Here is a 17410-nt window from a genome sequence, read left to right on the forward strand (position 1 = left end):
CCATGGGACGCGCGATCAGGACCGAGGCCGACGCCGCGGCGAACGCAGCCGAGCACGCCGAACGCACGTGCGCCTCGTGCGGCCGTCGGATGCCCTCGTCGGCGGCCCCGGACGCGAAGTACTGCTCGGCCGCGTGCCGGAAGCACGGCGTCGACGCGACCGACCGCGCGCTCGAACAGCGGATCGACGAGCTCCTCGCCGCACGGTCCCGGTCGTCGAGCATCTGCCCGTCCGACGCCGCCCGCGCGCTCGACCCGGACGGCTGGCGTGACCTCATGGAGCCGGCTCGCCGGGCAGCGCGCCGCATGGTCGCCCGTGGCGAGGTCGAGATCACGCAACACGGCAGCGTCGTGGACCCGTCCACCGCCAAGGGGCCGATCCGGATCCGCCGCCCGCGGTAGGGAACACCTGTCGTCCGCGGACGTTGCACCACCACGATGACGAACACCACCGAACCGACACCAGTCCGTCCCGAGGCCCTCGTCGTGGGCGCCAGCGGCATCACCGGCTCCGCGCTCGTGGACCACCTCCTCGACCTCGGGTGGGCCGTCACCGCGCTGTCCCGTCGACCGCTCCCCCGCGACGGCGTCCGCACCGTGGCCGCCGATCTGCGCGACCCGGAGTCACTCCGGACGGCACTCGCCGACGAACGTCCGACGCACGTGTTCTTCACCGCGTGGCAACGGCAGGACACCGAGGCCGAGAACATCCGCGTCAACGGCGGGATGGTCCGCGACCTCCTCGCGGCGCTGTCGCACGCGCCGCTCGCCCACGTCGCCCTGGTCACCGGGCTGAAGCACTACCTCGGCCCGTTCGAGGCGTACGCCGCGGGCGAGATGCCCGACACCCCCTTCCACGAGGAGGAGCCGCGGCTCGACACCCCGAACTTCTACTACGCGCAGGAGGACGAGCTCTTCGCCGCGGCCGAGCGCCAGGGCTTCACGTGGTCCGTCCACCGCTCGCACACCGTCATCGGCCACGCGGTCGGCAACGCCATGAACATGGGCCTCACGATCGCGGTGCAGGCGACGCTCGCGAAGGAGCTCGACCTCGACTTCGTCTTCCCCGGCAGCGAGGCGCAGTGGAACGGTCTGACCGACATGACCGACGCCGGCATCCTCGCCGAGCACATGGTCTGGGCAGCCACCTCGCCCAAGGGTGCCGACGAGGCGTTCAACGTCGTGAACGGCGACGTCTTCCGCTGGCGCTGGATGTGGCCCCGGCTCGCCGCACACCTCGGGGTCGACCCGGCGCGCGTCGTCGGCTTCGAGGGCGCGGCCCGACCCCTCGAGGAGCAGATGGCCCCGTACGAACAGGCCTGGCCCGAGATCGCCGAGCGGCACGGACTGGCCGAGCGGGACATCACCCGACTCGCCTCGTGGTGGCACACCGACGCCGACCTCGGGCGGGCGATGGAGGTCGTGACCGACATGGGCAAGAGCCGCGAGGCCGGCTTCACGGCGTTCCGGCGCACGGAGCGCGCGTTCGCGGAGCTCGTCGACCGGTACCGGGCCGACCGGCTCATCCCCTGACCCGTACCCCGTTCGAACCAACCGGGGGACAGGAACCTGCGGCCTGGCCCCGAACCGCGGCGGCGGGTCTGGTTGTGTTCGGTGCACAGGCGCCGGGGACCCTCGGCGGTTCCCACAGGAAGGAAGACACCATGTCGCTCGGAGACAAGGCCAAGGACGCCACCCAGAAGATCGTCGGCAAGGTCGAGGAAGCGGTCGGCAAGCACACCGACGACGACGAGCTGAAGCACCAGGGCCAGAAGGACCAGGCCATGGGCGAGGCCCGCCTGGAGACCGAGAAGGCCAAGGACAAGCTGACGGGCAACTGATCCGTCCGCTCCGCTGACGCCCGTACCGCTCGACGGTGCGGGCGTTCGCTGTTGGCCGTCAGAACGCGTAGCGGATGCGGCAGCTCGGCAGGTGCTCCGCGACGAGTTCTCGGAACCGCTCGACGAGCTGGCCCTTCATCCCCGACCGGTACCGGACGTTGACAGCGCCGTTCTGTGACACCTTCTGCTCCTGCAGGTCCGGCCGCCAGAGCAGGTCCTCGGCCTTCGGGTGCCAACCGAGGTTGACCTCGTGCAGCGGCTCGTTGTGCGTGAGGAAGATCACCTCGGCCGCGAGCTGCGCCTTGGCCGCAGGAGAGAGCACGTCGTCGACCTGCCGCAGGAGCTCGGCCCAATCGGACTCCCACGTCGGGGTGAGGATGACGGGCGAGAAGTTCAGGTGGACCTCGTAGCCGGCATCGACGAAGTCGTTCACCGCGGCGATGCGGTCGGCGATCGGGCTCGTGCGGATGTCGGTCACCTTCGCCGTCTCGTGCGGCATGAGCGAGAACCGGATGCGGGTGCGACCCATCGGGTCCCAGTCGAGCAGGGCACGGTTGACGTACTTCGTGGCGAACGACGCCTTCGCCGTCGGGGTCATCCGGAACAGGTCGCAGAGGTCGCGCACGTTGTCGCTGATCATCGCGTCGACCGAGCAGTCGCTGTTCTCGCCGATGTCGTACACCCAGGCGTCGGGGTCGCACTGGTTCGGTTCGGTCTTCGGACCCTGCTTCGCGATGTTCCGCGCCACGTGCTTCGTGATCTGCTCGATGTTCGCGAACACCGTGACCGGGTTCGAGTACCCCTTGCGCCTCGGCACGTAGCAGTACGCGCACGCCATGGCGCAGCCGTTCGCCGTCGAGGGGGCGATGAAGTCGGCCGAGCGCCCGTTCGGCCGCGTGACGAGCGACTTCTTCACGCCGAGGACGAGCGCCTCGGTCTTGATCCGCACCCACCGCTGGACGTTGCGCTCGTCGCCGTGGACCTCGGGGATGTTCCAGTGCGAGGCGACCGGCACGATCTCGGCGTCGGGCCAGCGGCCCAGTACCTCCTGCCCACGGGGCAGCTCGAGCGCGGCGTCCTCGGCGTAGATCCGGCGGACGTCGAGCATCGGACGCGTGCGTGCTTCGCTCATCACCACCTGTCTACCGCTGACCACCGACGGTGCAGACTCAGGTCATGCCCACCGAACCCGACGACCACTTCTTCGTCGTCGACGGACGGCGCTGGCGGCGAACGGACCCGGCGATCCCCGAGGACGTCGCCGCTGCGCTCCGGTCGCACCTCGGACGCGGGCGGAACGCCGTCAAGCTGGCGAAGAAGGCCGGAGACGACGGTGCTCTTGCGGTCGCACGGCACCGGAACGGGTTGGCGAAGCACGGCCTGGGTGAGCGCGGCCCGGAGTGGTGGTCGCGACCGGAAGCCGACCGGGTCGCCGACGCCCGCCGCGCGTTGAGCGAGCTCGACGCCCTCGACGCGGGAGCACCGTGACGGTCATCCGCCCGCCGCGCTGGGAACGTGTCCTGAACGCGATCGTGGTGGGTCCCCTGCTGATCGTCGTGGGCGGCTCCGTCGCGAGCGTCGCGTTCGAGCCGGAGGCCTCGGCGAAGGGCTTCGTGTTCGTCCTCGGCTCGGTGTTCGTGGCGCTCGGCGTCTGGTGCCTGGTCCGCGCTCGACACGTCGGCGTCCGCCTGTCCGAGGAGACCCTGCTCTACCGCGGGTTCATGTTCTCGTGGAGCGCTCCGCGGGCGGGCATCACGACCGTGCTCGACGACGCGTTCGTCGAGTGGCGAGATGCGCGCGGCGAGGAGCACCGGAGACAGATGTGGCTGCTCACCCAGGCGCGGGAGGACGACGGCACGGTGTTCGCGCCCCTCTGGCGGTGGCGGCGCGAGGGACTGCTCCAGGTGCGCGGGTGGGCGGGTGCCCCGGCTGTCTGGGACAACCCATCACGCCCGCAGTAGGAAGCCGGATCGCTCGTGGGGTGCCGGAAGTTCGGGCATCCTACGAGCGGATCGACCAACCACGAGCGGATCGGCCACCGCGGCGGCTCAGCCCTCGGTGTGGCCGAGGTCCGGCTCCGTGAGCAGGCACACGGTGCGGGATGCGGCGGCGTGCAGTTCGAACACGACGACCTCGTTGCGGCCTCGGCGGAGTACCGGGCCCGGCACGGCGAGGGTCTGCTGCGGCCCGCGCGACCAGTACCTGCCGAGGCAGAACCCGTTCACCCACGCCACGCCCTTGCGGAAACCGTCGAGGCACAGGAAGCGGTCCTCGACGGAGGCGAGCTCGAACGAGCCCGCGGCGAACACGGGGCCGGCGAGGACGTCACCGGCCTCCGACGGCGAACCGTCGAGCACGGCGAGGGCAGCGGGCGCGATCGGGTCGAGCGCGAGCGGCGACGCCGTCCACCGGGACAGCAGCTCGCCGTCGACCCGGACGTCCCCGATGAGGCCCTTCGGCTCGCCGATGCGGGGACCGTAGTCGACGCGACCCTGGTCCTCGACGAGGAGCTCCAGCGTGCCGGTGACGGGCGGGAGCGTGATCGCACGGTCGTGGTGCTCGCGCTCGAGGACCCCGACGACGACCCCGTCGACGGACACGATCGCCCGGTCGCGGACCTCGGTGCCGACCGTCAGCACGCCACCGTCGGGCAGGGCGACCTCGGTGCGGTACAGGACGAAGCCGGAGGCGGCACCGAGCGCGTCGAACGTGGGCGGCGCGTCGTGCGTGGACCACTCGGTCAGTGCGGGGAGCAGGGAGCGCAGGGGTGCGACGCGGTCGAGACGGACGGCGACGTCCGTGGCGGGGGCGACCCGTGCCTCCAGGCCGACGCCGGGACCAGCGACTACGTCGTCGGCGACGAGTTGACCCGACCCACCCGGCTGCATCGACGCCGGCAGGGGCGGCACGGGCGCGTAGCGCTCGATGACGGAGCGGAACGCGTGGAACTTCTCCGTCGGGCGACCGGCTTCGTCGAGCGGGGCGTCGTAGTCGTACGAGGTCGCGATCGGGCGGTAGACGCCCTTGTCGTTCGCCCCGTTGGTGAACCCGAAGTTCGTGCCGCCGTGGAACATGTAGATGTTCACGGACCCCCCGGCGGCGAGGAGGACGTCGAGCTCGGCGGCGCTGTCGGACGCCGGTGTGGTGTGGTGGTGCTCGCCCCAACTGTCGAACCAGCCGTCCCAGAACTCGGAGCACATCAGCGGGCCGGTGGGCTGGACCTCGCGGAGACGCTCGATGCGCGCTGCCGAACGGGACCCGAACGAGCCGGTCTTGTGGAGCGACGGGAGCGAGCCGTCCTCGAGCATGGTGCCCATCGGCTGGTCGACGCTCGTGAACGGCACCGTCAGGCCGATGTCGCGGTGCATCTGCTCGAGCTTCGACAGGTAGACGGGGTCGGAGCCGTAGGCGCCGTACTCGTTCTCGACCTGGACGAGCACGATCGGGCCGCCGTCGTCGATCTGCCGCGGGACCAGCACCGGCGCCAACGCCTCCAAGTACGACGAGACTGCTGCGAGGAACCCCGGCTCGTCACGGCGCACCCCGACGGACCCGTCGGCGAAGAGCCAGTACGGCAGCCCGCCGTTCGTCCACTCGGCGCAGATGTAGGGGCCGGGACGGACGATCGCGTGCATGCCCTCCTCGGCGACGAGGTCGAGGAAGCGGCCGAGGTCGAGTCCGCCGGTCAGGTCGAACTCGCCGCGGCGCGGTGCGTGCGCGTTCCAGGCGACGTAGGTCTCGATGGTGTTGAGGCCCATGAGCTTGGCCTTGCGGATCCGGTCCTGCCACAGGTCGGGGTGGACGCGGAAGTAGTGGATCGCGCCGGAGAGGACGCGGTGCGGCTCGCCGTCGAGCAGGAAGTCGGTGTCGCCGATGGCGAAGCGCATGGGAGGGCCTTTCAGGGGCGGGGCCGCGCGGACGGTGTCCGCGCGGCCCCGGTTCGATCAGGACGAGAGGGACAGGACTACTTCGAGGTGACCTTGAAGCCCTGCTCGTTGCCGTACTTCACGATCGCCTTCTGCCAGGCCTCGAGGCCGGCGTTCAGGTCGGACTTGTCCTGGTACGCCTGGCCGACGGTGTCCGCGTAGATGCTGTTCGCGTACACCTGGAACGGCAGGTACTGCCAGCCCTCGGCGACGTTCGAGGACGCCTTCGACAGCACCTCGTTGATCGCCTGGCCGCCGAAGTACGACGGCGTCTCGGTGGTGAACGACGACGCGTCGAGCTGCGCCTTGGTCGACGGGAACCCGCCGGACTTCAGGAACACGTTGATCGAGTCCTGCGAGGAGTTCAGCCACTTGAGGAAGCCGGCGGCGAGGGCCGGGTTCTTCGACTGCTTCATGACGACCTCGGCGGAACCACCGTTGTTCGCGGTGACGTCGGAGGAGCCGTCGTAGGTCGGGATCGGGGCGACGCGCCAGTTGCCGCTGCCGTCCTTGACGCTCGACTCGAGGACGCCGGGCATCCAGGCGCCGGTGACCATCGTGGCGATCTCACCGTTGCCGAGCTGCTTGTACCAGTCGTCGGTCCAGCCGGGGGTCTGCGAGAGCAGGCCGCCCTCGACGAGCTGGTTCCAGGTCGAGGTCCACTTCTTGGTGCCGGAGTCCTGCAGGTTGACGGTGACGTCAGTGCCGTTCACCTCGAACGGGCGACCACCGGCCTGCCAGATCATCGAGGTGGTGAAGCCCGCGTCGCCCGAGTCGGCGGCGATGTAGGCGTTCGGGTTCGACTCGTGGATCTTCTTGGCGTCCGCGACGTACTCGTCCCAGGTCTTCGGCGGGGAGCTGATGCCGGCCTCGTCGAAGGTCTTCTTGTTGTAGAACATCGCCATGGGGCCGGAGTCCTGCGGCAGGCCGTAGATCTTGCCGTCGAGGTCGACCGACTGCCAGGTGCCGGCGCCGTACTTGTCGGACAGCTTGTCGAAGCCGTAGGACTTCAGGTCGACGAGCGAGTCGCTCAGTGCGAACTGCGGCAGGGCGAAGTACTCGATCTGCGCGACGTCGGGGGCGCCCGAACCCGCCTTGATCGTGTTCTGGAGCTTGGTGTACTGGTCGTTGCCGGTGCCGGCGTTGACGAGCTTGACCTTGACCTTCGGGTACGCCTTCTCGAACGCGGCGACCTGGGCCTCGGCGGAGGGGGTCCACGACCAGTACGTGATCGTGCCGCCCTTCTCGAGCGCCTTGGTGATGTCGTCGGCCGAGCCGCCGCCGGAGCCGGAGCTGCCGGACGCGCAGGCGGTCATCGCGATGGCCGCGGTGACGCCGATGGCGAGGGCGCTGAGCCCGCGCCGCAGTTGCTTCTTCATTCGGGTGTGCCTTCCACTTCTTCGTGACGGGGTGTTGGCGGTGCTGCTGTGTGCTGCGGTGCGGTCCGCTGGCGGACCCGCACCGTGCCTCCCGGCCGTCGCCCGCTGCTGCGGACCGGCGGCCGGGTGGCGGGATCAGGCCTTGACGGAACCGGCCGCGAGGCCGGACTGCCAGGAGCGCTGGAGGAAGAGGAACGCGACCACGATCGGGATGATCGTGAGGAGCGATCCGGTGACGACGAGGTTGTAGATCGGGTGCGCGGAGACACCCTGCGCCTGCGCACTCCACTGGTTCAGGCCGACCGTGAGCGGGTAGAGCTTCGGGTCGCTGAGCATGATGAGGGGCAGGAAGTAGTTGTTCCACGTGGCGACGACGGCGAACAGCAGGACCGTGACGACGCCGGGGGCGAGCAGCCGCAGGGCGATCGTGAAGAAGATCCGGAACTCGCCGGCGCCGTCCATGCGGGCCGCCTCGATGACCTCCGTCGGGACCGCGTCGATGGCGTAGGTCCAGATGAGGTACATCCCGAACGGGCTGATGAGCGACGGCAGGATGATCGCCCACGGGGTGTTCGTCAGCCCGACCGCCGAGAACAGCAGGAAGGTCGGGACGGCCAGCGCGGTGCCGGGGATGGCGATCGCGCCGAGGACGACGGCGAACACGGCACGCCGGCCGGGGAAGCGGAACTTCGCCATGCCGTAGCCGGCGACGGTCGCGAGGAGCGTCGCCCCACCGGCGCCGACGACGACGTACAGGACGGTGTTGCCGAGCCACTGCAGGTAGATGCCGTTGTCGTACGTCAGCGTCTCGCCGATGTTCTGGAACAGCGAGAAGCCGTTGCCGAACCACAGTCCGAAGGTGCTGAGGAGCTGGTCCTGCGTCTTCGTCGCGTTGACGACGAGGTAGAACAGCGGCAGCAGCGAGTAGACGGTGATGACGATCATCACCACGAGCAGGAGCGGTGACTTGCGGGCGCGCGGACCGCGGCCCTGACGGGCGCTCGGACGGGAGGCCCGGGTGCGGCCCGCCCCGCCGCCGCGGCGGGTGGTCACCGCCTCGGTCACGGTGGCGGCCGGGGTCTGGGTGTCGACGGCGCTCATCGGTTCTCCGCTCGGGTCCCGCGCACCTGGACGACGTAGGCGATCACGGCGGTGATGACGCCCATGACGATCGCGACGGTGGCGGAGTAGTTGAACTGCTGGCCGCTGAAGGACAGCGAGTAGGCGTACATGTTCGGGGTGAAGGACGTGCCGATGACGTTCGGTGCGAGCGTCTTGAGCAGGTTCGGCTCGTTGAAGAGCTGGAAGCTGCCGATGATCGAGAAGATCGTCGCGATGACGATCGAGCCGCGGAGCGCCGGGATCTTGATCGACCACACGGTGCGCAGCGGGCCGGCGCCGTCGATCTCGGCGGCCTCGTACAGCTCGGTCGGGACCACACGCAGGGCCGCGTAGAAGATCAGCATGTTGTAGCCGACGAACTCCCACGTGACGATGTTGCCGATCGAGGCGAGCACCCAGTCGGGGCTGAACGGCTGGAGCAGGTCGATGCCGAGGGCGTTGTTGATCGACCCGGTGAGACCGAACTGGTTGCCGTAGATGAAGCCCCAGATGAGCGCGGCGACGACACCGGGGACGGCGTACGGCAGGAAGATCGCGATGCGGAAGAACGACGAGGCCCAGAGACGGGCGGAGTCGAGGGCGAGCGCGGCGATGAGCGCCACCACGAGCATGATCGGCACCTGCACGACGAGGAACAGCGCGACGCGGCCGAACCCGGTCCAGAACTTGGCGTCCTGCAGGAGCTGGGCGTAGTTGGCGAACCAGACGAACTGGTTGCCGCCGATGAGCTGGTCGCGGAACAGGCTGAGCCAGAGCGCGTAGCCGATCGGCACGATGAGCATCGCCGTGAGGACGACGACGAAGGGGCCGACGAACATCCAGCCGGTCCAGCGGCCGCGCTGCTTGGTGCGGCGCCGTGGCGGCGTCGCCGGAGCCGCGGCTCCGGGTGCGCGCGCTTCGAGCGTGGTCATGTGACTCCCTTGTCGTCCTGCTTCCGGGTGCGTCGGTGCCGCCGCTCACCACCGCGGCGACCGTCTTCGGTCACTGCCGTGTTGACGTCAACATCGAACGACGCGACGATAGCATGGCAACGTCAACATGCGCTAGCGTCAGCGGAGTCGGGCTCGATCACGATCCGATGACGAGCGTCGAGGGAGGGCCCGTGAGCACGGAACTGAGCGGGGTGCGCCGTGCTCCGTCCCTGGCGGCGGTCGCTGAGGCCGCCGGCGTGTCGATGCAGACCGTGTCCCGGGTGGCGCGCGGCTTCGACAACGTCTCCCCGCACACCCGCGACCGGGTGCAGCGGGTCATGGACGAGCTCGGGTACCGCCCGAACCGCGCCGCACGGGCACTGCGCTCGGGTCGCTTCCGGACGATCGGCGTGATCATGTTCACGCTCGCGTCCTTCGGCAACATGCGCACGCTCGAGGCCATCGCCGACGCCGCCGGGGCCGCCGACTTCACGATCACCCTGCTGCCGATGGCGTCCCGGACCGAGGAGGGCGTCCGGTCGGCGTTCTCGCGGCTGCACGAGCAGGCGGTCGACGGGGTCGTCATCATCATCGAGTCGCACATCATCGACACCGCCGAGGTCGTCCTGCCCGACGGCGTCCCGATGGTCGTGATCGACTCCACCGGCACCACGCAGCACCCCGCGATCGACACCGACCAGGCCGACGGCGCCCGCCAGGCCACGCAACACCTGCTCGACCTGGGACACGAGACGGTGTGGCACGTCGCCGGACCGGTCTCGTCCTACTCGGCCGCACGGCGGCTCGCGGCGTGGCAGGACACCCTCGAACGCGCCGGCCGGGAGGTCCCACCGGTGTTCCACGGCGGGTGGACGACCTCCCACGGCTACGAGGCCGGGCTCGCGATCGCCGCTCGGCCGGACATCACCGCCGTGTTCGCCGCCAACGACCAGACCGCGCTCGGGGTCCTCCGCGCGGCGCACGAGTCCGGGCGGGAGGTGCCCGCGTCGCTCAGCGTGGTCGGCTTCGACGACTCCCCCGAGTCCGACTCGTTCTGGCCGCCGCTCACGACCGTGCACCAGTCCTTCGACGAGGTCGGCCGGCGCGCGGTCCGGAACCTCCTCGGACAGATCGAGGGCCACCCGGAGCCGGCGTCGACCGTCGCCGACCTCGTCCCGACGCGACTCGTCGTCCGGGCGAGCACGGCCGCACCGCCCGCCGGCTGACGAGCATCCGCCCCGGCTGCCAGGCGTCTCACCGCCCTGCGCGCCGCCCGCGCCCGCCGGTCGGCCGGACGCTTCCCTCCCGAGGACGAACGGGACCGTCCCCGGGACGGAGTTCCCGCCGCGGGGCACCACGGCGGTCGCCGGCCGTGCCACGATCACGGAGTGCGCACCTCGCAGACGATCACCCTCGCCGCCCTCGTGGTGACCTCGGGGATCCTCGGTGCGCTCGCGTTCGGACACGGCGACGTCGCCCCGCCCGCCCGGGACGCCTCGCCGGTCGCGGTCACGAGGACCTACCTCGACGCCGCGGAGTGGCACGACTGCGACCTCACGGCACGCCTCACGACGTCGCACACCACCGCCTGGTGCGGCGGCCTCCGCGGGTGGGCCGAGGGCGAGCCCACGCTCACCGGGTACGGCCACGTCGCCCGTCACGCCGTGCGCGAGGGGCCGCCGACCACCTCCCGGAACGAGGAGTGCGTCGCGACGACGATCGCGCAGCGGGGGCTCGTCGGCCCGGACCGGGGCACCCTGCCGTGGGAGTGGTGCTGGGTCCGGACGCCCGACGGCTGGCGACTCCGGGACCAGGGGCAGGGATGATGACCACGACGGATCGGGAGCACGGATGATGACGACGACCGGACCGGCGCCGCGACGGCTGCGCACGCGGTGGCGGATCGTGCTCGCCGCGGCGGCCGTCGTGGCCGTCGGCACCGCGGTCGTCATCCACTCGGCCGCGGTCGACGCCGCCGCCCACGCCCGTGCCGCTGCCGAGGCACCCCCGCGGGACGCGTCGGCACGGCAGGTGACGCTCGCCTACCTCGGGGCAGCGGTCCGGCACGACTGCGCGCTGATGGACTACCTGCAGGCGGACGGGAAGACGGACTGGTGCCCGCGGGCGCCGACGGCGTGGAGCGACGGCGAACCGGAGCTGCGCGCCTACCGGGACGTCGGAGCCGGCGAGGCGTTCCCGGCCGGGCAGGGCACCCCGGCGGAGACCTGCGTGTCCTCGATGATCACGCAGCGGTGGATGAACGGCGACGACCCGGGCACGATCGACTGGTCGTGGTGCTGGGTCCGGACCACGGACGGCTGGCGCCTCCGGGACGAGGGGCAGGGATGACGTCGCCGATCGTCCGTACGGGTCAGTGGAGCCGCAGCGACGTCACCATCGGGCACGCGAACGGGTCCCGCGCCGCGAGGCCGACCCGGTTGAGGTACGCCACGACGATGCCGTACGACCGCAGCAAGGTCGTCTCGGTGTAGGGCACGCCGAGCTCGCGGCAGTGCGCCTGGACGAGCGGCTTCGCCCGACGGAGGTTCGGTCGCGCCATGCTCGGGAACAGGTGGTGCTCGGCCTGGTGGTTCAGTCCGCCGAGCAGGTGGTCCACCCACCGTCCTCCGACGATGTTCCGGGACGTGCGGACCTGGCGCGAGAAGAAGTCGATGCGGGCTCCCTCGGCGATCACCGGCATGCCCTTGTGGTTCGGAGCGAACGACGCGCCCATCATCACGCCGAAGACCGCGACCTGCACCCCGACGAACGCGAAGCCGATACCGACCGGCAGGAATGCGAACACCGCCCAGAAGTACAGCCCGAAGCGGACCAGCAGCAGCACCCCTTCGACCGCACGGCCCCGCGCGGTGCCCTTGACGTGCTCGCCCGTGACGACGGCACGGATCGAGAGCCAGTGCAGGTTGACCCCTTCCATCGTGAGCAGCGGGAAGAACGCCCAGCCCTGCACGCGGGTCAACAGCCGGAGCAGTCCGCGGCGCTTCGCGGCGTCCTCCTCGACGAACGACACCGTGTCCTGCGCGATGTCCGGGTCCTTGCCGATGGTGTTCGGGTTGCCGTGGTGCCGCGTGTGCTTGTTCATCCACCACGAGTACGACATGCCGACGAGGAACACCCCGACGAACCGACCGGCGTGGTCGTTCCACCGGTTGGAGGCGAAGATCTGCCGGTGCGCCGCTTCGTGCGACAGGAACGCGAACTGCGTGAAGACCACGCCGAGGACCCCGGCGGGGATGAGCGCGAACCAGCTGTGCCCGATGACGGCGGTCGCGGCGAAGGCGACGACGCCGACGGCGACGAGGACCGAGAAGACGGTCCAGTAGAAGCCGGTGCGACGGCGGAGCAGTCCCGCGTCCTTGACCTGCTGGAGGAGGTCCTTGTAGCTGGAGGTGCCGGACCGGACCGTGGCCGGACGTGGTGCGGTGGGGCGGTACAGGGTGGACGACGTGGCCATGGCGTGGGCGCTTCCGTCAGGGACAGCCCTTCGGCCGAACGATGTGTTGCCGCGTACGCGGTCCGGACAACTGTACGCACCGCACCCGTGCGCCACCCGGGAACGGCGCGTACTGTCCAGGACGAGCCGGTTCCGCTGTACCGGCTCCGGATGGGCGTCGCCCCCCTCTGTCCGGAACACTCGTCCCGCGCGTGCTCACCCCACCATCCGCAGCACGGATCATGAAGCACATCGTCTACGGACTCACCGCCGTCCTGACCACGGACGAGGCCGCGGACGCCGTCCTCGACTACGCCGCGGCCCTCGCGCACGCCGGCCTCAGCGACGTCGTCGCGGTGCCGACCGTCGACCCGTTCGGCACGCAGACCACCACCTCGTTCCTGCTCGCCCCGGCGCTCGGCGTCCTCGTCGAGGACGCCCCCGACGATCCGCTCGGTCCGGACACCGAGTCCTTCGTCGCCGAGATCAGCTGGCGAGCACAGGCGGTGCGGTCCGCTCCCCCGGACGCCGCGCACTGACCGGCGGACGCGTCGGACCGACGGGAGCCACAGCCCGCGCCGGCCACCGCCCCGGCTTCGTCCGCCACGGCCGTCCCGTCCGCCGTCAGCCGCCGAGCACGGACGCCGCGATCCGGTCCGCCACCTCCGCGGCCGGTGCGGACGTCGTGTCGACGACCTCGGCCTCGGCATGCAGCCAGCCCGCGGCAGCCTCGGCGTACCGGTCGACGTACGCGAGCCGGAAGGTCGACGGTCCGACGACCTCATCGTGCAGGATGCGGTGGCGGAGCGTCTCCGGGTCGGTGTGCAGCACGAAGTGACGGACCGGGGCTCCGTGCTCGGCGAGGCCGGCGGCGATCTCGCGCCAGTACGCCTCGACGAGCACCGTCATCGGCATGACGAGCGTGCCTCCGGCGTACTCGAGCACCCGCCGCGCGGTCTCGACGACGAGGGGCCGCCACGGGTCCCAGTCCTGGAAGTTGCCCGTCCACCCCAGGGACGGCGACACGTCCATCAGGGTCTCCCCGACCTTCTCGGCGTCCAGGACGCGCGAGCCCGGAAGGCGCTCCTGGACCAGTCGGGCGGTGGTCGTCTTGCCCACCCCGTGCGTGCCGTTCAACCAGACGATCATGCCGGAACGCTACCGGTGGACGCACGGACGGGAGGCACGCTGCGGTTGGGCACCGTGCCTCCCGTCCGTCAGGTGGCTGTGTCGGTCGCGCGACGATCGGCGTCCGCGACCGGGTGGATCACTCCGTCGTCGACACCCAGTCGATGAGGAGGTTGCCGTCGGCACCCCAGTTGCCGGTCTGGAACATGAAGCGGTGCGGCGTCGTCGGGACGTCGTGGGTGATGGTCGCGAGGACCTTGCCGTCGACGCTGTACGTCACCGACTTCCCCGGGTCCCAGTCGACCGTGTACGTGTGCCAGTCGCGCCACGAGACCCCGGTCGGGACCTGGACGCGCTCGGCCTCTTGCCCGGGGGTCATCGAGTGGTGGAACGCCATCGGTTCCGACTCGAAGTTGCCCTCGGGGAAGTCGATCTCCCCGTCGGACCACTTGTCGGACGTCGGCCACAGCATGAACGCCGCGCCGTTGCCGTCACCGCCGGTGGCCTTCGCGCGGACCGAGAACGACCCGCCGACGTGGCCCCACGCGCCGTCCTTCGTGCCGAAGGTGCCGGCCGTGCCCGCACCGCCGAGCGCGACGTCCATGACGCCGTCGTGGACGGTGACGGTCTTGCTCGGGTCGTAGATGCCGGAGGTGCCGTCCGGGTACGGCTGCCACGCCTGCTGGTACAGCGAAGCGACCTGGCCGAGCGCGGCCGAGGCGTCGAAGTCCTCGACGAACGACGCCGCCGGAGGGGTGGCCCCGCTCGGGTCGGACGCGACCTGGTCGGCCTCGGCGCTCGGTGTGGCCGTCGCCGTCGGGGTGGACTCCTCGCTCGGGGTCACCTCGATCGGGGCGCCGCTCGGTGTGGCCTCGGCGGTGGGGGTCGCCTCGTCCGACGGCGTGTCGGTCGGGTCGTCCGTGGGCGTGTCCGTCGGCGTGTCCGTCGGGTCCGGCGAGGCGGTCGGCGTGGGCGTCGGGTGCCAGTGGTGGTGCCATCCCCACCAGGGTGCGGCGGAGGCGGCGGTCGGGATGCCGATCAGCAGGGCCGCGGCGGTCGAGGCCGCGACGACCATGCGCCGGCGGTTCACCGGGTGCTCCCATCGTCGATGGGCATGGATGTGTGTTCGTGCGCGCGGGTGCGCGTCGTGGAGACAGAGATGTCGAGCTCCTCGGAGGTGTCGGGTTCGCAGGGCGCAGGACGCTTGGTGCAGGGGACGTCCGAACGGTCGTGGGGCAGCGTTCGGTGATGCGTCCCCGGACATTGTGCACCATGTGTGCCCCGTTCGGGGGGTCTTGATGACCCCTCACGGACGGGTGCGTCTTCCGGCTGGTGTCCCGAGCAGTCCTCCGGGCGCCCTGTTCAGCGCCCGAAGGACCGCAGCCGCAGGCTGTTCGACACGACGAGGGTGGACGACAGCGCCATGGCCGCCGCCGCGATCAGGGGGTTGAGGAACCCGGCCGCCGCGAGCGGGATCGCGGCGATGTTGTAGCCGAACGCCCACACGAGGTTGACGCGGATCGTCCGGAGCGTCGCCCGCGACAGCAGCACGGCGTCCACGACCGCCTGCAGGTCCTCGCGCACGACGATCACGTCCGCTGCCTTCATCGCGATGTCGGTCCCCTGCACCACGGCCACGCCGAGGGTCGCGGTCGCGAGCGCGGCGGAGTCGTTGACCCCGTCGCCGACCATCGCGACGTGGTGGCCGTCGGCCTGGAGGCGCGCCACACGTTCCGCCTTCTGGTCCGGCAGGACGCGGGCGATGACCTCGTCGACGCCGACGACGGCGCCGACGGCGGCCGCCGTCGCCTCCGCGTCGCCCGAGAGCAGGACCGTGCGCAGCCCCAGGCGGCGCAGCCGCCCGACCGCCTCGACGGCACCGGGCCGGAGCGTGTCGCGCACCGCGAGGACGGCGGCGACCACCCCGTCGACCGCGAGCAGCACGACCGTCGCACCCGATGCCTCCCGGCCGTCCACCACTTCGCGCACCCGCGCGTCGACCGGGACGCCGGCGTCCTCGAGCAGTTCACGTCGACCGATGACGCAGCGCCGCCCGTCGACGGTGCCGGAGGCGCCGAGCCCCGCGTGGGCCGTGAAGTCCGCGACCGGTCCGGGGCGCCCCACCCGCTCCGCAGCCGCGGTGGTGATCGCCGTCGCGATCGGGTGCTCGGAGGCCGATTCGAGCGCCGCGGCGAGCGCCAGCGCCGTGTCGGCGTCCGCGCCGAAGGTGTCGATCCCGGTGACCGCCATGCGCCCGGTGGTGAGCGTGCCGGTCTTGTCGAGGACGACGGTGTCGATGCGTCCGCTCGCCTCGAGTGCATCGGGCCCCTTGATGAGGACACCGAGCTGCCCACCGCGACCGACACCGACCATGAGCGCCGTCGGGGTGGCGAGACCGAGGGCGCACGGGCAGGCGATGATGAGCACGGCGACGCCGTTCGCGACGGCCGTGCCCGTCGGCGCACCGGCCACGAGCCAGCCGGCGGCGACGACGACCGCGATGCCGATGACGACGGGGACGAACACCGACGTGACCCGGTCGACCGTCCGCTGCACCGCGGCCTTGCGGCGCTGGGCGTCGTCGGCGACCGCGGCCATCTGCGCGAGGCGGGTCCTGGTGCCCACCGCGTCCGTACGGACCACGAGCCGCCCGCCCGCCACGAGCGTGCCGCCGATGACGGTGTCGCCGGGCGTGGCCTCGACGGGGACGGACTCCCCCGTCATGGCCGAGGTGTCCACGGTCGCCGTCCCCTCGGTGACGGTCCCGTCGACGGGGACGCGACCCCCGGGACGCACGACGACCCGGTCGCCGACGCGGACCGATCCGAGCGGGACGGTCCGCTCCCCGTCGTCGTCGAGCACCTGTGCCTCGCTGACGCCGAGGTCACCGATCGCCTCGAGGACGTCGGCGGCGCGACGGCGGCTGCGGCTCTCGAAGTAGCGTCCGGCGAGCTGGAAGGTGACCATGCCCGCGGCGACGTCGAGGTAGATCGAGTCCGCGCCGGCCGGGGTGCGCCCGAAGCCGAGCCAGTACCCGGGGGTGGTCGCCGGGTCGACGAGCAGCGTCCAGAGCGCCCACCCGAAGGACACCACCGCACCCAGTGAGACGAGGGTGTCCATGCTCGTGCTGCGGTGCCGGATCCCGCGGAGCGTCGCGCGGTGGAACGGCCAGGCGGCCCACGTGACGATCGGCACCGCGAGGAGCACGCACAGCGCCTGCCAGCCGGGGAACCGCCAGGCGGGGACGAGCGCCAGGATGATCGTGAGGTCGCACAGCGGGATCGTCAGGAGCGCGGCGACCGCGAGCCGTCGGCGGAGCGTGGTGGTCCGGGTCTCGGCGGCGCGGGCGCTCCAGGCGTCGTCGCCCGGCGTGTGCACGGCCGCGGTGTACCCCGCGCGCTCGACCTGGGCGATGGCGGTCCCGGCGTCGTCCGGTCCGAGCCCGCTCACGGTGGCGCGCTCGGTGGCGAAGTTCACGGACGCGGTGACGCCGTCGAGCTTGCCGAGCTTCCGTTCGATCGCGTTCGCGCAGGCCGAGCAGGTCATCCCGCCGATGTCGAGCTCGAGCCGGAGGTCGACGGAGCCGGTCGAGGAGCCGACGGTGGTGGTGCTGGCGGAGGTGGTGCTGGCGGAGGTGGTGCTGGCGGAGG

At 71.3% G+C, this 17410-nt stretch carries 18 protein-coding genes; 9 read left to right on the top strand and 9 right to left on the bottom strand.

Going from position 1 to position 17410, the window contains the following annotated elements:
• The first annotated feature begins 2 nt into the window (after positions 1-2).
• From Csp2054_RS08420 to Csp2054_RS17720, 3 genes are all read left to right on the top strand, one after another.
• Positions 3-401 (top strand): DUF3253 domain-containing protein, encoded by a 399-nt coding sequence (locus tag Csp2054_RS08420; RefSeq protein WP_096898858.1) that lies wholly within the window; start codon positions 3-5, stop codon positions 399-401.
• Positions 402-437: 36 nt separating this feature from the next.
• Complete coding sequence (locus Csp2054_RS08425) at positions 438-1532, top strand: SDR family oxidoreductase (RefSeq protein ID WP_096898859.1); 1095 nt, start codon at positions 438-440, stop codon at positions 1530-1532.
• A 131-nt stretch (positions 1533-1663) separates the two neighbouring features.
• Positions 1664-1840: a CsbD family protein gene (locus Csp2054_RS17720; RefSeq protein WP_141399185.1), complete on the top strand. Its 177-nt coding sequence runs from the start codon at positions 1664-1666 to the stop codon at positions 1838-1840.
• 58 nt (positions 1841-1898) lie between these two features.
• On the opposite strand, the gene Csp2054_RS08430 is transcribed toward Csp2054_RS17720, so the two are convergent.
• Complete coding sequence (locus Csp2054_RS08430; RefSeq protein ID WP_096898910.1) at positions 1899-2972, bottom strand: spore photoproduct lyase family protein; 1074 nt, start codon at positions 2970-2972, stop codon at positions 1899-1901.
• A 44-nt stretch (positions 2973-3016) separates the two neighbouring features.
• On the opposite strand from Csp2054_RS08430, the gene Csp2054_RS08435 reads away from it, so the two are divergent.
• Positions 3017-3328, top strand: coding sequence for a biopolymer transporter Tol (locus Csp2054_RS08435; protein WP_096898860.1), 312 nt, complete (start codon positions 3017-3019; stop codon positions 3326-3328).
• A complete protein-coding gene (locus Csp2054_RS08440) occupies positions 3325-3801 on the top strand; it encodes a hypothetical protein (RefSeq protein WP_096898861.1) in 477 nt (158 codons plus the stop codon). The genes Csp2054_RS08435 and Csp2054_RS08440 overlap by 4 nt, the downstream gene beginning before the upstream one ends.
• An 87-nt stretch (positions 3802-3888) precedes the next feature.
• On the opposite strand, the gene Csp2054_RS08445 is transcribed toward Csp2054_RS08440, so the two are convergent.
• The 4 genes from Csp2054_RS08445 to Csp2054_RS08460 all read right to left on the bottom strand — a co-directional run bounded on the left by Csp2054_RS08445 (position 3889) and on the right by Csp2054_RS08460 (position 9178).
• Complete coding sequence (locus Csp2054_RS08445; protein WP_096898862.1) at positions 3889-5727, bottom strand: glycoside hydrolase family 35 protein; 1839 nt, start codon at positions 5725-5727, stop codon at positions 3889-3891.
• Between the two features lie 77 nt (positions 5728-5804).
• Positions 5805-7145: an ABC transporter substrate-binding protein gene (locus Csp2054_RS08450; RefSeq protein WP_096898863.1), complete on the bottom strand. Its 1341-nt coding sequence runs from the start codon at positions 7143-7145 to the stop codon at positions 5805-5807.
• A gap of 135 nt (positions 7146-7280) precedes the next feature.
• Positions 7281-8246: a carbohydrate ABC transporter permease gene (locus Csp2054_RS08455; protein ID WP_096898864.1), complete on the bottom strand. Its 966-nt coding sequence runs from the start codon at positions 8244-8246 to the stop codon at positions 7281-7283.
• Positions 8243-9178, bottom strand: coding sequence for a carbohydrate ABC transporter permease (locus tag Csp2054_RS08460; protein WP_096898865.1), 936 nt, complete (start codon positions 9176-9178; stop codon positions 8243-8245). The genes Csp2054_RS08455 and Csp2054_RS08460 overlap by 4 nt, the downstream gene beginning before the upstream one ends.
• Positions 9179-9345: 167 nt before the next feature.
• Here Csp2054_RS08460 and Csp2054_RS08465 point away from each other — a divergent pair, with 167 nt between their 5' ends.
• The 3 genes from Csp2054_RS08465 to Csp2054_RS08475 all read left to right on the top strand — a co-directional run bounded on the left by Csp2054_RS08465 (position 9346) and on the right by Csp2054_RS08475 (position 11527).
• Positions 9346-10404 (top strand): LacI family DNA-binding transcriptional regulator, encoded by a 1059-nt coding sequence (locus Csp2054_RS08465; RefSeq protein WP_096898866.1) that lies wholly within the window; start codon positions 9346-9348, stop codon positions 10402-10404.
• A 162-nt stretch (positions 10405-10566) separates the two neighbouring features.
• The gene (locus tag Csp2054_RS08470; protein ID WP_096898867.1) at positions 10567-11004 is read left to right on the top strand and encodes a hypothetical protein; all 438 of its coding nucleotides are present in this window, start codon (positions 10567-10569) and stop codon (positions 11002-11004) included.
• Positions 11005-11029: 25 nt separating this feature from the next.
• Positions 11030-11527: a hypothetical protein gene (locus tag Csp2054_RS08475; protein WP_096898868.1), complete on the top strand. Its 498-nt coding sequence runs from the start codon at positions 11030-11032 to the stop codon at positions 11525-11527.
• Positions 11528-11549: 22 nt separating this feature from the next.
• Here the strand turns inward: Csp2054_RS08475 and Csp2054_RS08480 are convergent, their stop codons facing one another.
• On the bottom strand, positions 11550-12653 hold the full coding sequence (locus Csp2054_RS08480) for a fatty acid desaturase family protein (RefSeq protein ID WP_096898869.1): 1104 nt from the start codon (positions 12651-12653) through the stop codon (positions 11550-11552).
• Between the two features lie 221 nt (positions 12654-12874).
• Between Csp2054_RS08480 and Csp2054_RS08485 the strand changes: the two genes are divergently transcribed.
• A complete protein-coding gene (locus Csp2054_RS08485; RefSeq protein WP_096898870.1) occupies positions 12875-13171 on the top strand; it encodes a hypothetical protein in 297 nt (98 codons plus the stop codon).
• A gap of 85 nt (positions 13172-13256) precedes the next feature.
• Here the strand turns inward: Csp2054_RS08485 and Csp2054_RS08490 are convergent, their stop codons facing one another.
• From Csp2054_RS08490 to Csp2054_RS08500, 3 genes are all read right to left on the bottom strand, one after another.
• Positions 13257-13781 (bottom strand): AAA family ATPase, encoded by a 525-nt coding sequence (locus Csp2054_RS08490; protein WP_096898871.1) that lies wholly within the window; start codon positions 13779-13781, stop codon positions 13257-13259.
• A gap of 118 nt (positions 13782-13899) precedes the next feature.
• Entirely contained in the window at positions 13900-14850 is a 951-nt protein-coding gene (locus tag Csp2054_RS18540) for a glycoside hydrolase family 16 protein (RefSeq protein WP_255252670.1), read from the bottom strand.
• 272 nt (positions 14851-15122) lie between these two features.
• The gene (locus tag Csp2054_RS08500; protein ID WP_096898912.1) at positions 15123-17306 is read right to left on the bottom strand and encodes a heavy metal translocating P-type ATPase; all 2184 of its coding nucleotides are present in this window, start codon (positions 17304-17306) and stop codon (positions 15123-15125) included.
• Positions 17307-17410: the final 104 nt, after the last annotated feature.

The sequence above is a fragment of the Curtobacterium sp. 'Ferrero' genome (assembly GCF_002412165.1).
GTDB lineage: Bacteria > Actinomycetota > Actinomycetes > Actinomycetales > Microbacteriaceae > Curtobacterium.

Bases quoted from the DNA above. Each gene is read 5' to 3' on its own strand.
- Csp2054_RS08420 (WP_096898858.1), top strand. From the start codon at position 3: ATGGGACGCGCGATCAGGACCGAGGCCGACGCCGCGGCGAACGCAGCC.
- Csp2054_RS08425 (WP_096898859.1), top strand. From the start codon at position 438: ATGACGAACACCACCGAACCGACACCAGTCCGTCCCGAGGCCCTCGTC.
- Csp2054_RS17720 (WP_141399185.1), top strand. From the start codon at position 1,664: ATGTCGCTCGGAGACAAGGCCAAGGACGCCACCCAGAAGATCGTCGGC.
- Csp2054_RS08430 (WP_096898910.1), bottom strand. From the start codon at position 2,972: ATGAGCGAAGCACGCACGCGTCCGATGCTCGACGTCCGCCGGATCTAC.
- Csp2054_RS08435 (WP_096898860.1), top strand. From the start codon at position 3,017: ATGCCCACCGAACCCGACGACCACTTCTTCGTCGTCGACGGACGGCGC.
- Csp2054_RS08445 (WP_096898862.1), bottom strand. From the start codon at position 5,727: ATGCGCTTCGCCATCGGCGACACCGACTTCCTGCTCGACGGCGAGCCG.
- Csp2054_RS08450 (WP_096898863.1), bottom strand. From the start codon at position 7,145: ATGAAGAAGCAACTGCGGCGCGGGCTCAGCGCCCTCGCCATCGGCGTC.
- Csp2054_RS08455 (WP_096898864.1), bottom strand. From the start codon at position 8,246: ATGAGCGCCGTCGACACCCAGACCCCGGCCGCCACCGTGACCGAGGCG.
- Csp2054_RS08460 (WP_096898865.1), bottom strand. From the start codon at position 9,178: ATGACCACGCTCGAAGCGCGCGCACCCGGAGCCGCGGCTCCGGCGACG.
- Csp2054_RS08465 (WP_096898866.1), top strand. From the start codon at position 9,346: ATGACGAGCGTCGAGGGAGGGCCCGTGAGCACGGAACTGAGCGGGGTG.
- Csp2054_RS08475 (WP_096898868.1), top strand. From the start codon at position 11,030: ATGATGACGACGACCGGACCGGCGCCGCGACGGCTGCGCACGCGGTGG.
- Csp2054_RS08480 (WP_096898869.1), bottom strand. From the start codon at position 12,653: ATGGCCACGTCGTCCACCCTGTACCGCCCCACCGCACCACGTCCGGCC.
- Csp2054_RS08485 (WP_096898870.1), top strand. From the start codon at position 12,875: ATGAAGCACATCGTCTACGGACTCACCGCCGTCCTGACCACGGACGAG.
- Csp2054_RS08490 (WP_096898871.1), bottom strand. From the start codon at position 13,781: ATGATCGTCTGGTTGAACGGCACGCACGGGGTGGGCAAGACGACCACC.
- Csp2054_RS08500 (WP_096898912.1), bottom strand. From the start codon at position 17,306: ATGACCTGCTCGGCCTGCGCGAACGCGATCGAACGGAAGCTCGGCAAG.